At 28.2% G+C, this 13466-nt stretch carries 11 protein-coding genes; 2 read left to right on the top strand and 9 right to left on the bottom strand.

Annotated features, from left to right (window positions below):
• Positions 1 to 58 precede the first annotated feature (58 nt).
• The 7 genes from GCL60_RS16405 to GCL60_RS16375 form a co-directional block, all read right to left on the bottom strand.
• On the bottom strand, positions 59 to 874 hold the full coding sequence (locus GCL60_RS16405; RefSeq protein WP_153421762.1) for a hypothetical protein: 816 nt from the start codon (positions 872 to 874) through the stop codon (positions 59 to 61).
• A 201-nt stretch (positions 875 to 1075) separates the two neighbouring features.
• Positions 1076 to 1381 carry a hypothetical protein gene (locus tag GCL60_RS16400; RefSeq protein WP_153421761.1) on the bottom strand — a complete coding sequence of 102 codons (306 nt, stop codon included), beginning with the start codon at positions 1379 to 1381 and terminating at the stop codon, positions 1076 to 1078.
• 19 nt (positions 1382 to 1400) lie between these two features.
• A complete protein-coding gene (locus GCL60_RS16395; RefSeq protein ID WP_161998263.1) occupies positions 1401 to 2990 on the bottom strand; it encodes a M16 family metallopeptidase in 1590 nt (529 codons plus the stop codon).
• The gene (locus GCL60_RS16390) at positions 2974 to 4455 is read right to left on the bottom strand and encodes a M16 family metallopeptidase (RefSeq protein ID WP_161998262.1); all 1482 of its coding nucleotides are present in this window, start codon (positions 4453 to 4455) and stop codon (positions 2974 to 2976) included. Before GCL60_RS16390 ends, GCL60_RS16395 begins: the two co-directional genes overlap by 17 nt.
• A 4-nt stretch (positions 4456 to 4459) precedes the next feature.
• Positions 4460 to 6619: a hypothetical protein gene (locus tag GCL60_RS16385; protein WP_153421758.1), complete on the bottom strand. Its 2160-nt coding sequence runs from the start codon at positions 6617 to 6619 to the stop codon at positions 4460 to 4462.
• Between the two features lie 17 nt (positions 6620 to 6636).
• Positions 6637 to 7548 carry an AAA family ATPase gene (locus tag GCL60_RS16380; RefSeq protein ID WP_153421757.1) on the bottom strand — a complete coding sequence of 304 codons (912 nt, stop codon included), beginning with the start codon at positions 7546 to 7548 and terminating at the stop codon, positions 6637 to 6639.
• Between the two features lie 30 nt (positions 7549 to 7578).
• A complete protein-coding gene (locus GCL60_RS16375) occupies positions 7579 to 9009 on the bottom strand; it encodes a glucose-6-phosphate isomerase (protein ID WP_153421756.1) in 1431 nt (476 codons plus the stop codon).
• Between the two features lie 608 nt (positions 9010 to 9617).
• Here GCL60_RS16375 and GCL60_RS16370 point away from each other — a divergent pair.
• Entirely contained in the window at positions 9618 to 10880 is a 1263-nt protein-coding gene (locus GCL60_RS16370; protein ID WP_161998261.1) for a Ppx/GppA phosphatase family protein, read from the top strand.
• Between the two features lie 360 nt (positions 10881 to 11240).
• Here the strand turns inward: GCL60_RS16370 and GCL60_RS16365 are convergent, their stop codons facing one another.
• Positions 11241 to 12227, bottom strand: coding sequence for a 2-hydroxyacid dehydrogenase (locus tag GCL60_RS16365; RefSeq protein WP_153421754.1), 987 nt, complete (start codon positions 12225 to 12227; stop codon positions 11241 to 11243).
• 161 nt (positions 12228 to 12388) lie between these two features.
• Between GCL60_RS16365 and GCL60_RS16360 the strand changes: the two genes are divergently transcribed.
• Complete coding sequence (locus GCL60_RS16360; RefSeq protein ID WP_153421753.1) at positions 12389 to 12940, top strand: hypothetical protein; 552 nt, start codon at positions 12389 to 12391, stop codon at positions 12938 to 12940.
• Between the two features lie 76 nt (positions 12941 to 13016).
• Here the strand turns inward: GCL60_RS16360 and GCL60_RS16355 are convergent, their stop codons facing one another.
• Positions 13017 to 13226 (bottom strand): hypothetical protein, encoded by a 210-nt coding sequence (locus GCL60_RS16355; protein WP_153421752.1) that lies wholly within the window; start codon positions 13224 to 13226, stop codon positions 13017 to 13019.
• Positions 13227 to 13466: the final 240 nt, after the last annotated feature.

Genomic DNA, 13466 nt, shown 5'->3' with positions numbered 1-13466 from the left:
CTTATGTTTTTGAGCGAACAATCAATGGGGCAGACAAGAGAATCAGATATTTTATATTTTATTTAGTTTTAAAACGAATAGGAACAGAAGTAGATATAATGTCTGCTGTGCCAGCTACTTTATATTCAATATTAAGTTCACTATCATCATCAAATTCTTTGACTTCTTTTGTTGGAGAATATTTTAAACTAAGTGAACAATTGCTTGTAAAGTTTGTACAATTATTAATATTTGAAACTGTCCAGTCATTTACTCCTGCTCCAATTGTAGTATTTAATCCATCTGTTTTTACTGTTAAGGAATTTATTGTTAAATTTGCAAAAGAAGAAAATTTAAATGGGATTACGAATGAACTATGAAGTGGAACAGAAATGTCTTTCAAATTTGCATTTGCATCTACAAATAATCCATCAATTTCCTTAACTGGAAAACTAGAGTTTTCATACACATAAATTTCATAATTTAATGCGCTTGCTGATAAGTATTCATGATTTCCAGATCCATCATGATAATAAACATGATCAAAACTTCCTGAACCAGATGAATTTAAACTTAAGACAGCGGGAGTGTTATCAGGTGTCAAGGTAACGCCATTAGCAGTTGTATATGTATTAATTGTTATTGAGCATTTTACATTTGATATTAAATAAATGGGTGAATTTTGTCTAAAAGTAACATTTTTGCTGCTCCAATCCTTATTGCCTTTTAATACTTTAGGGCATAGAATATCAACATTCATCGATCCTACGGCTGAGTATCTTAAAATTGCTCTATTTGAAATATAATTCTCTTTTATTAAATTTTCTTCGCTTGAGTCGTTTTTACAACTTAAAAATGATAACGAAACGACAATCGGTAAAAAAACTTTTTTCATAAAACAAAATCCTTTATCTATAAAAAAGTAAATCCGATTGGATATTAACAATAAATTTTTTCATTTTGCAAATTTTATCTAATATTTATTAATGGTTATGTATTTTAATGTTTATTTAAAATTAATTTTGTTTATTTATTCTAATTTTGATAATTTTTGATATTCTAATGGAAAGCTAAGATGTTCACTCTTTTTTTTTACTTATATTTCTACTTTAGCGCCATTTGATTCTAATACTTTTGATAGCTTTCCTTCAATATCTGATCGGAAGGCTTTATGGGTGAATGATATTTTTTCAGAAAAATGGGTGCATTTAAAACCATTTGTTTCTTTATTCAAATTAAAAATAACTTCACTTTTACCTAATTTAGAAAATGTAATAATTACATTTTCACCAGATAATGTAACACTTGCAATTTTTCCAAGCTCTCTCCCAGAAAGAGATTCAGTTACTTTTTGAATGAAATCGTTTGCAGAACCAGATGAAACAGAAAATGATTTAATCATACTTATTTCTCCACTTTCATTAATTTAAATATTGTTTTGTTAATGTTGTTAAATCAGTTAAATTAACAATTTCTATATTATTTATTTTCTTAATTTGACTAATTTGTTCTGCGTTAGGATTTCCCATAATAACAAGAACTGGGTAAATGGAATCTTTTGAAAGCTTTTTTAAAGTATCATTTATATTTGCTAAGTTTCTTTGTTTATCTAGCTTTGCAAGATTAAATTCAATAGGATTAATACTTGGCAAAAGACCTCTTAATATTTGTCCCATAAGTTCATCGGAACGATTAAATACGGTTAATTCGCTTGCAAGCATTCTATTTATTAGAGAGGTTCTTGAATTATCAAGTTCTTCTTGAGTGATTCCATTTTTTAAAAATTCATCCCAGGTTTTTGTTGCCAGTTGGATTGCTTCTGCAATTCTTTCGTTTGGGCTTTGAAAAGTCATGCTAAACATTCCAATATCTGTATTTGGATAAAGAACGGTTTCGTTGAAATAGGCATGTGGTGAATAACTTATGCCGGAATCCGCTCTTAGTGCTTTTGAAAATCTATCATTTCCAACAATTCCTCCACTAGAAGAAAATATATCTTCTAATATATCGAATTGTATTGATTCGATAGAATTTAATTTTCCAATTTTAGGAAAATAATATCTTAAAGAAATATTGCACTGGCTCATATCAGGTTTAGTAATAATTTCGGTACGAATTGATTTTAAATTTGTATTTTCTATATTTCTTGATGGTAACCAAGTTCTAATAGAAGGTTCTAAATAAGGAATTTTTGAAATTAAATTTTTTAATTTGTCTAAATCTTTTTGAGAATAAGATCCAGAAATAAAAGCATTTAAACCATTTCTACTAATTGTTTTTTTATAAAGTTCTTTTATTTTATCATAATTAATTTTATCAATTGATTTTGGTGAGGAGCGATCAATTGTTGTTGCAAAATAATGATCCTTGCCAAATATCATTGAATTAGCTTGTTGATCTATAAAACGAAATTGTTTTTCTGATGTATTAGAGTCAAGAAGATTTTTAAAAGCATCATTTGATTGCTGTTTCCAAAGCGGGAGTGCTGCTTTATCAAAACGAGGTTTTAAAATAATGTCTGTCAATAAATCAATAACTCGAGAAAAGTCTTGAGTAAGTGCATCTGTAGAAATAATAATTTGGCCATTTGCAAGTAATGATGTTTTTAAATTAATACCATATTCTGTTGTATAATTTTGCAATTCGTCAAAATTTAAATTACCTATTCCTCCATAAGCAAGTAGGTCAACCATTGCCCCATAAGAGGGACGATCTTCTTTGGGTAATGAATAAACACCGCCAGGTAATATAATATTTATTTTAAATTTAAGTGCGGACTCACTAGGCAGTGTGTAAATAGCTGCGCCACCATCAACAGGTATTCTTGAGTAATTTATACTAGGCCAAGTAATGGATCTCCAATTTAATTCTGTTGGTTTAGAAAAAACAATTGGTCTTGTTGATTGAAGTGCTTCTTGACCATAAGCACTGTTAAATAAAATTGAGGTTAATAAAAACAATTTGCTTATAAGTAATGTGTTAAAAAAATATTTTTTATTTAGCGGGAACATTTTTTGCTTCCTTATTTTTTTGATATTCAGCATAAAAATCATTACAAGAAGGAGCTTCATTCGGTGTTACAACTCCAGTTATATAAAATTTATTTAAACCTAAATTTTCTTTTACCCATTGTCTAAAAGCTTCATTTGTAATTGATTTCACAATTTTTTCAGCTTGTCCTGCCGAGTTAAAGTCATTTAAGAAAAAAGTATTATCAAGAATTGTATTTACAAGTCCAGTCATTTTTTCTGCCGTTTCTGCATTAGACACTGCTAATTGTTTTAAAATTTGTCTTCTTATTTTATCACTAATTGGTTTATTTAAAACTTCTTCAATTCCTTTTTCCCAAAATTTTAAAACTGGATCTAATTTTTGATCTTTGGATAATGAAAAATTTACGATTAGTGGATTGTTTTGATTTTGCCAGTAAACTTTATAAAAATTAAAGTCTGTAGTTAGTTTTTCTTTTAATAATCTTCTTTCAAAAGTTCCATTTATATTATCATCTAAAAGTGATTGAAAAATTAAAGAATAAATTATGGATTTTATATTAGAGGTATTAGATGGATAAACAATTTTATATTTTTTTGTAAATACAGGAGCACTACAAATAAATCTTTTACCAAGATCTCTTGTAAAATAATCACTAGGAAGTTTGTTATGCTGAATATTTAGTTTTCCTTTCCAATCACCAAAATATTTTTGAACTAAAGTAGCAACATTTTTGGGATCAAAAGGCCCACCAACAATCATTAATGTATTATCTGGAGTATAAAAATTTTTATAAAATATTTTAGCAGCATCAATACTCATGTTTTCAACATCTTTTTTTGAACCGATGGTCATCCATTCCATAGGTGTGTCTCGTTCTGTAATTGCTCTTATGAGTTCATTACTACGTGTCATAGGATCATTTTCAACTCTAAGCTTTCTTTCAGATATAACAGCGCCTTTTTCAATGGAATAATAAGGTTCTGTAATATCTAAATTTTGAAAACGAGCAGCCTCTAATTTTAGCATAGTTTCTAATGCAGGGCCTGGAAAACTAGAATAAAAGGTAACAAAGGAATCATTTGTCCCCGCATTTCCGCTTCCACCAACAGAATTTAATACTTTATCGTAATTTCCTTCAGGTGTACCAATGGTTTTTCGAAACATCATATGTTCAAAAAAATGAGCTAAACCCGTTGTTCCTTTACTTTCACGATTGCTTCCCGCATCTAATATAAAATGGATTGTAGCAATTGGGTTTCTTTTGTCTGGAACAACAATAAGTTTTAGGCCATTCGATAAATCGTATTTATAAGCTTGTATATTTGATCCTGGTATTATTATTGCAGTTTGAGTTAATTTTGGAATTTCTGCAGCTAGGGTATATTTAGATAAAGAGGTTATTATTAAAATTGTTGAAAAGCAAAACATCTTAAAAAAATAATAATAATGCTTAAATAATTTATATTTATCCTGAAGACACATATTTTTAGGAGTCCTTTCTAATGTACTTTTGAGCATAACTTCTTACGCCAGCTTCTGCTAGAATATGAAATGTGCGAACCATTCTAATATCTTCTTGAGGAAATTCATCTAACTTTGCGTAGATGATATTTTTCCTACTTTGTTTTAAAATTTTTGAGATGTGTTGTGAAGGAGGATGATTAGAAATAAATAAAATACTTTTATGGTTTGTTGAAAGTGCTCCAGCAAGAATTAAATACTCTGTTGCGTTTTTAGCATAATGTTGAATAAATGGATTTCCCCATGGATTTTCAATAGCACTTGGAAGCGGAATTACGGCAAAACCACCAAATTCACTTTTAGCAATTCCAGGTCCAATTAAATTATCTTTAAATGGAGTTGCATAAAACATTAAATTACTATCATCATGTTGTTCAGCAAGCCAAAAAGATCGCCATGAATAATTATTATCCTGAGATGTATCAACAAAACTAAAGACAACCGTTCCGATATCTGGTTTTCCCGTGTTGTGTAAATCTTTAATAATAATTTTTTCTTTATGCCAATTTCGTATTGTTTCTCTTAAATCAATACCTTCACAAAAATCTGTTTGTAATTCATGAAAAGTAATCTCTTGAGATTTTAATTTATCACTCATATTTTTTTTAATATTCAGAGCAAGTTTTTCCATAAAAATATCTTCACTTGGAAACGAGCAAGAATAGGGATGATCTTCATGCACCCAATGATTATCAGCATATTTTTCTTCACTAACGGGATCGGTCGATTTGTTTTGATTCAATTTATCTACCGATTTTATTTTAGCTTTATTAAATTTTTTGTTACTTTGTATTGTTTCAAATTTTTGAATACTAATTTTGGATGTTTGGTTGAAAAAAAGATTTAATGGTAAATCTAATTGATGTAAAGTACTTTCAAAAAGTAAATTTTTTGGAATATCTTTGCATTCTTTTAAAAGCTCATAAGCAAAGTTTGAATCAATGACTGAAGTTGCTGCTAATAAAATATCAAATATACTTGGAAAAAGCATATTTCTGTCTAATGCTAAACGATAAGAAAATCGAAAATAATCTCTTTCTTGAGAAGCGTTTATTTTTAGTTTAGTCCAATCCGCATATTTTTCACAAGTTCTGATAAAAGCAGATGAATAACTTTTTCTAGCAAAATCTATCCAGTTTAAAATAAATTGATCTTCTTTAATAATATCACGAGCAAAAAATCCTGTTAATGATATGTATTCTGAAAAAGTTTCATAGGAAGGTTGTGATATTAAAAACTGTTTATGATTGTGTTTTACTTTTGCATCTACAAATGAGGATATGTTATTATTAAAAATAGTTTCAAATTCGGATTTGTTTTTTATTTTTCCTAATTTTTTTCCTAAAAATTTCAGCAATTCATATCCACAAATAATTATGATTTTTTCGTTTTGATGTTTTTGAATAAATTGAATAATATTTTTTGATGCTAATTCGAATTCACTTTTAATATTTGGATTTTGTTTTATTAAATTAGATTCATCTATTTCTAAATTATTTTGAATCCATGTCGTTAACGCTCCAGATATCATGAGTTCTGTTTGGGGAGATTCTGCTAAATTATAATGATTGTTATGAAGTCTCCATTGTAAAATATTTTCTATTCCGCCAATGCAATGAACACTTAGGCAAGTCTTTTGTAATAATTTTAATAAATATCTTCTTGTATCTAGTGGTTCAATAAATAAAATAGGATCATCAATTAGTTTATTTAATAAAGTGTCATTCTCATTTGATGAGATTTTATTTTCAAGATGTTCCTTTGTTGATAATGTTACACAATGAGGAAAGCTTTTTATTACACTACTAAGAATTGGTGTTACTTCCTCAGGGAAATCAATTAAAATATGAGCATTTTTAAAATGTGAAAAATAGTCTGATCCTAACTCAATATTTTTTACAATGGCACTTTCTTGAAGACATGTTTTTGTAATGGGATAAAAAATAATATTACTATTTGGGAAATATTTTTGAATTACAACCGATCGTATATTGCCAACTGAATATTCCCAGCCCAAAAAATTTTCGTTCAAACTGAAATTATTTATTTGTGATTCATCAAATTCAAATAAAAAATTTTTTGAAAGTTTAATTGAATTTTTATTAATACGAATTTTATTTGTCATTTTTTTCGCTTTTTTACTTAAACAGGCCTTAAATTTGGTCTCGTTGAAGATTGCGGATCGTTTTGCATTTGTTCATCAGGTGGAAAATATTTTAATGCGTCTTCTCCGAGAATAGAGAATACACTTGCTTTTAATGCTTTAGGTAAAGTTAAATCTTTATTTAATGATTTAAGTCTTTGTGCATACTTTGCAATTTGAATGCCATCTCTTACAGAATAATTCTCTTCATATTTATGTGAAATTGCTAAAAAACTAACTAGTAAAGTGAGAAGATTTTCTTCTAAATAAGGTACCGCGTAGCGAATGATACGAGCCTCGGTTTCAATATCGGCAAAATCAAGAAAAATTTGTGGATTTAAGCGGCTTTGAATATATTCTGGTAAATCATAGACACTGGAATCGTCGTTCATAGTCGTAACAAAACGAAACTCTTTATGCGCATGAATGCGCAAGCCTGCAATAACAGAGTCAACGTAACGGCGATGATCCAATAAGGAAGCCAAACTAGCCCAGCTTTTTTCGGACATTCTGTTTCCTTCATCTAGAATACAAACGCCTCCTACAAGCATAGCTGTTACGATAGGGCTTGCTACATAACTAATTTGTTTTCCTTCAGTGATAACGGGAGTAATAATGAGGTCATCTGGTCTTGTATCGCTTGTGCCCTGCATTAAGTAAACAGAAGAGTGAAGTTCTTTTGCAACAGCAACAGCAAGAGTTGTTTTACCAACCCCCGGTTTTCCAACTAACCTAGGATTCATCGGAAGATCATCTTCGGATAATTTTAGCCATGCAGCTCTTAATTGATGTGAAGCTAAATCATTTCCCATCCAATTTGCATTTACTTCATATTCTTTTGCAAGTTTTACGTTAATATTGCCAATTTGGGCAGATTCTTTTTCTTTATCAACAATGATATTTGAGCTCATTATTATCCCTTCTCAAAGGCCTAAAAACATTTACTTACTTGTTAAACCTAAAGAGCGTAAACGATTTCCTGTATTAAGTCTGCTTTTAATCTGGGCAGCCTTGTCAGCATAACTAGGTTTGCCCATAAGCGCAAACATGTTGTTTTTATAATCTTCAACTCCAGGTTGATCAAATGGATTAATTCCTCGCGCATATCCGCCAATTCCACAAGCAAGCATATTTACGTACATCCAATATCCAAGCCACCAAGCATTTAATTCAGGAAGTTCCCAAACTAATGTTGGTACTTTGCCGTCTGAATGAGCAAGAAACGTTCCTTGTTGCGCTTCATTTTGAACATACGAAAGATCTTTACCTGCTAAAAATTCAAAACCATCTTTTAAATTAGACTCAGGAATTTTTATTTTTCTTTTAATAGAACCTTTTAATAAAGAATATTCATCTTGAATTTTGATATGTGTAGCAAATAAATGTCTTTCTCCATCTTGGAAATATTGTCCTAATGAATGAAGATCGGTTGTGAAGTTAGCGCTTGCTGGAAATATACCCGTGTTTTCTTTGCCGTCGCTTTCACCAAAAAGCTGTTTCCACCATTCAGCAATTCCTCTTGCCTTAGGTGTCCAAGTGCAAAGGGATTCAATTTTATATTTATTTGCATATAAAACGTTTCGGATTCCTGCATAACAAAGAGCGGGATTTGTTTCAATGGAATGATTTTTTTCTGAAGTACAATCATCAAATGCTTGGACGGCACCAGCAACAAATTCTGTTACGTTAATTCCTGCAATCGCCAGAGGTAATAAACCCACTGGTGTGAAAACAGAATAACGGCCACCAACATTTTTTGGAATTGGAAAATAGGGGTAATTATTTTCTTTTGCAATCTTTAATAAAGTACCATCTTGTGGGTCCGTTATTGCAAATATGCGATGAGACGCCTCGTCACATCCAAATCTATCTTCTAAATATTGTTTTAAGATGCGGAAGGCCAATGCGGGTTCTGTTGTGCCTCCCGACTTCGATACCACAATAATACTTGGGGTATAGTTATCAAGAGCATCGAGGAGTTCTGATAATTCATCTAGAGCAATATGATGTCCTGCCCAAAATAAAATCGGTTTGCGATGAAAGGATTCTTGGTTAATAGAGGCGTAGGTGTGAGTAAGGGCTTCATAAACCGCTTTTGTACCTAATAAGCTGCCACCAATCCCAACTATAACAACGGCATCAGAGTGGTTGCTTATGGTGTCTACTGTTTTTTTGATAGATGACAAGATGTTAGGGCATTCTTCTTTTACATAATTTACCCAACCTGTGAATTCAGGGCTTTTGCCTTTTCCAGAAAGTAATGATTTTTTTGCAGAAATTAAATTATTTGTTTCATTGGAAAGATGTTTTTCTATAGGAAAAACATCGTGGGCTTTTGTCCAATCTAAAATAAGTCTTTTTTCTTGTGACATTTTTAAAACTCCTATGAGGCCATTTTTTAGTCTATAACTAGCCAAGTTATAATTCACACAGAGAATTCGAATTTGCAATCATACGACTTATAAATAACGCAACGAATTTATTTGAAAATAATTTAAAAAAAGAATTTTCTTTCTTCATGTATAACTAACCTAGCTGTTTCTTAAGTTTAAAAGATAATGATTTTCAATTGCTTTTTCTTTTAATCTTAAAAAACCTTATTTTTAAAAGATTATAACAACATATTTTATAAAAAAATATGTTACATAAAAAATGATTAATTTACTAATTCTTATATATTTATTTAATAATAATATTATAAATTTATTTAATAATAATATTATAAATTTATATTTTTTGAATTCATATTATTATTAAAACAATAAAATATATTTACAATATCAATATTAATTAAATAATTCAAAATACATGTATTTTATATGAATTTTTCATTAAATATTTAATTGAATTTAAGTTGACATAATATTTTTTATAAAATAAACAACCAAATCTTATTTAAATGGAGACTGTATTCTATTTAATTAATATATTTAATTTATTTTTATTGGCTAATTTAATAATTATTATAAGGAAATTTTATATGATTTTAAGAAGTGTATTATTAGGTTCTATTTTTTCAGTAATTTTAGTTTCATGTAATAATAAAGCGAGCAATAACGCATCAAATCAAAAAGATGAAGTTGCTAGCGACTGTAAAAATGAAATTCGTGGTGGATTTGATATTGGTTCTGGTTCTACAAAGTTACAAATAGCTTCTGTTAAAGTTTGTAAAAATGGTGACATTACAATTGAAAAATCTTATTTCAAAAAAAATGCAAATGTTCAATATGCACAAGATTTAAAAGATTCAAAATCTACTAAATTATCTGATGAGATAATTAAAAAAGGTGTAGAAGCAATGACTAAACTAAAGGAAGATGGTTTAGCAAAATTAGCGAAAGAATGTGGTGCTTCTTGTTCTGTAACTTCTTGGCGCGGAATTATGACTGCTGCTTTTAGAGATGCTACTACAAACTGGAGAGATGCTAAAAAAGAATTATCAAAAGTATCAGACGGTCTTGTAATTAAAAGACTTGATCAAGATGAAGAAGCTCTTTATGGATTTTATCCTGTAATTAAACTCAAAGGGATTGAACCTCAAAATTCAGTGATTTGGGATATGGGCGGTGGTTCTACTCAAATTACAGCTTTTGATAAAGATTTTAAAATGAGTGACGATTTTGTTCCAACGGGTTCTTACAGCATTAAAACAAGTATAGGTTCATCATATTCAAAAGATTTAAAAGGTTCTGATTCTACTTTTAATCCAATTATAACTCACGAAACTCAGGCTTCTAATATTGTTAATGATGCTATAGAAGCTGAAATTAAAAAAGATGAACTTAAATTTAAAGATTTCTTCTTAAATGGCAAAAAATATTATGTTATTGGTGGAATTTTATCCAGGGCAATTCCTGCTATTGCAAAGGGAGATGGGTACTCTCCTGATTTCAAAGTGTTTAACTATGATCAGATTCAGAATGCATCAATTATTAAACCACTTTCATTAACAAATATTGATACTTATTTTAACGATGTGAAAAATTTAGATGATAATAAAATAGCTAAATTTTTAGTTGATAAGAAAATTTATAGTTCAGAAGATGTTAAAGATAAAGATACATTAGACAGAATGATTGCTACATCATCTAATTTATTATTGACAAAATTATATATGGAAAATAAAAATCTTAAAATTGAAAATATCTATCCAATTGTGATTGATGGTTCTGATACTTTAATGATTAGTCCTAAATTTGAAGATGTTAAGTACTGGAATTATGACAATATTGAAAAAAAATAATTCCAATAATTTCTTGTTCAATAATAAATAAACAAGGGTTAATCTAATTAAATAGAATTAACCTTTTTTTTGATTTAATTTAAATTTTTTTATTAAATTTTGACTTAATTGATTAAATTGTAGTTTTTCTAATAAAAACATTGATTTGGTATCCGTTAATTTTTAAATATTTATCTTTTTATTAATGTTATATATTTCTTTATAAAATATGAATTATTTTAAATAATGATTAAAAATTTATTGCTTTGAATTTATCTGTTGTAGCAGAATTTATTCTGGATCTATAATTTTTTATTGTGATATATTTATAATTTTAATTTATTTTAGGATGTCAAGTGTTCAAATATATTTAAAAAAACCTTAATTTTTTACAAGGTTTTTTAATTCTTTATTCGTTTCAAAATCCTTAATATTTTGTAAAGTTGTTTCTATAATATTCGTAATTGCTTCATTTGTTAAAAAGCCTTGATGTCCAGTGATTATAACATTTGGAAAAGATAGAAGCCTTGCTAAAATATCGTCATTAATTCCATGCTCTGAAAAATCAGAGAAAAAATAATTTTCTTCTTCTTCATAAACATCAAGAGCAGCGCCTTTTATTTGATTATTTTTTAAAGCAAAAATGAGAGATTTTGTATCGATTATAGCACCTCTACTTGTATTAATTAAAATTACATTTTTTTTCATTTGTTCAAATGAGTTTTTATTAATAATGTGAAAAGTTTCTTTATTGAGAGGGATATGAAGTGAAATAATATCAGAATTTGTATAAATTTCTTTTAAAGATACGTATTTAACATTTTTTAAAGAAGCATCAGGAAATTTATCATATGCTAATACTTCACAGCCAAAGCCAAGCATAATACGCGCCATTTCTATACCTATTTTTCCAGTACCTACAATGCCAACCGTTTTTTTATAGAGATCAAAACCAATTAGTCCTTCTAAAGAAAAATTGAACTCACGAGATCGGTTGTAAGCTTTATGTGTTTTTCTATTTAGAGTTAGTAATAAAGCAACTGCATGTTCGGCAATGGCGTGAGGGGAGTAGGCCGGAACACGAACGATTGGAATATTTAACTTACTTGCAGCAGATAAATCTACATGATTAAAACCAGCACTTCGAAGAGCGATTAATTTTACTCCATTTTCTTTTAAAATATTTAGAGTTTTTTCATTTAATGTATCATTTACAAAAGCACAAACACACTCGTAACCCTTTGCTAAAACAGCAGTTTGTGGATTTAAATGACTTTCTACAAATTCAATTTTATTATGAAATGATTTATTAATTTCATTAAAATAATCTTTTTCGTAATTAAGACAACTAAATACTATAATATTCATAATGTTTTCCTTATTCAAAGTTATCCAATTTAATCTCTCACATTCAAATAAATATCACAAGCTTTCAAAAATAGTGTTGAAAAAATCTTTGAAATCTGCATAATTGCCCCTCATACTGAAGATGAAGTATGGTTTTTTTTAAATTAAATTAAGGGCTCTTTATGAAACAAGTTTTTTTTAATTATATTCTAAAAATATTAATGACTATTGGAGGATTTCTCTTTGTTTCTTGTGGAGCTAAATTTGCCGATTTAAATAAAAATTCAAATGGATGCACTTTAAATATTGATGATAATTCTTGGTTTAAATCTAGTTCGCCTAATTTAAGTATTTTTCCGCCAAATAAAATATATTATTCTGTTAAGGCTCCAATAAAAAATTGTTCAGAATTTTTTTCATCGAATAACAATCTTGCAGTAAGTTTAAATTTAAAATCGACAATAAATAAAATAGGTTTGGGTGATTCATTAGTGTTTTTATCCATACAAACAGAAAACTTAGCTAAACCAACATTTGTAGCTACAAATGTTGCCAATAACTTCGCCACAAATGGTTCTTTAAATAAAGTAATTATTGATTCATCGACCAACATTGACTGGAAACCACCTTTTAAAGTATCAGACAACTTTATTTTAACATTTATGATTCCCGATGCTGCAGAAAATCAATATGCTTATTATCCTAAGGGTAATATTTATTTAGAAAAAAAGTAATTTTAAATTCTTTTTTATAATTTCTGATTCAATCTAACTTTAGATGTGTCTTTAAACTAGGATGAGTTTATTTTGCTTATAGGCAAGTATATTTGACGAGAGGATGTGTTCTGTCTGATGTTGTCTGAATAACGAGACCAAACTTAAATATTTGTGGTTGAGTACGAGATTCAATACTTACACATGTTAGCTTTTTATTAGCAAAATTTTCAGAGTTATTATTTGTATTCGCATTTGAAAATTGTATAAATGATAAACATAATAAAGAAACAGAAATGACTTTCATTTGTTTTTTCTTTCTTGAGAAGATCATATTTTATTATCTTTAAATAAACAACAAGTCAATGTATTAAAATAATATTATTTAGTTATTTTTTTTTTTTTTTTTTTTTTTTTTTTTTTTTTTTTTTTGGGGGGGGGTTTTTTTTTTTATTTTTTATTAAAAAAAAAAAAAAAATAATAATTTTAATGTTTTTTTTAAAATTAAAAAAATAATTTTTTATATATAAATAATTAATTTTAAAAA

The sequence above is a fragment of the Silvanigrella paludirubra genome (assembly GCF_009208775.1).
GTDB classification, from domain to species: Bacteria; Bdellovibrionota_B; Oligoflexia; order Silvanigrellales; family Silvanigrellaceae; genus Silvanigrella; species Silvanigrella paludirubra.
Note: the sequence above shows the minus strand (reverse complement) of the source record. Positions and strands in the feature narration are given on the sequence as shown.

What these genes read in the sequence shown, in the direction of transcription:
- GCL60_RS16405 (WP_153421762.1), bottom strand. Translation starts at nt 874, where the DNA reads ATGAAAAAAGTTTTTTTACCGATTGTCGTTTCGTTATCATTTTTAAGT.
- GCL60_RS16400 (WP_153421761.1), bottom strand. Translation starts at nt 1,381, where the DNA reads ATGATTAAATCATTTTCTGTTTCATCTGGTTCTGCAAACGATTTCATT.
- GCL60_RS16395 (WP_161998263.1), bottom strand. Translation starts at nt 2,990, where the DNA reads ATGTTCCCGCTAAATAAAAAATATTTTTTTAACACATTACTTATAAGC.
- GCL60_RS16390 (WP_161998262.1), bottom strand. Translation starts at nt 4,455, where the DNA reads ATGTGTCTTCAGGATAAATATAAATTATTTAAGCATTATTATTATTTT.
- GCL60_RS16385 (WP_153421758.1), bottom strand. Translation starts at nt 6,619, where the DNA reads ATGACAAATAAAATTCGTATTAATAAAAATTCAATTAAACTTTCAAAA.
- GCL60_RS16380 (WP_153421757.1), bottom strand. Translation starts at nt 7,548, where the DNA reads ATGAGCTCAAATATCATTGTTGATAAAGAAAAAGAATCTGCCCAAATT.
- GCL60_RS16375 (WP_153421756.1), bottom strand. Translation starts at nt 9,009, where the DNA reads ATGTCACAAGAAAAAAGACTTATTTTAGATTGGACAAAAGCCCACGAT.
- GCL60_RS16370 (WP_161998261.1), top strand. Translation starts at nt 9,618, where the DNA reads ATGATTTTAAGAAGTGTATTATTAGGTTCTATTTTTTCAGTAATTTTA.
- GCL60_RS16365 (WP_153421754.1), bottom strand. Translation starts at nt 12,227, where the DNA reads ATGAATATTATAGTATTTAGTTGTCTTAATTACGAAAAAGATTATTTT.
- GCL60_RS16360 (WP_153421753.1), top strand. Translation starts at nt 12,389, where the DNA reads ATGAAACAAGTTTTTTTTAATTATATTCTAAAAATATTAATGACTATT.
- GCL60_RS16355 (WP_153421752.1), bottom strand. Translation starts at nt 13,226, where the DNA reads ATGAAAGTCATTTCTGTTTCTTTATTATGTTTATCATTTATACAATTT.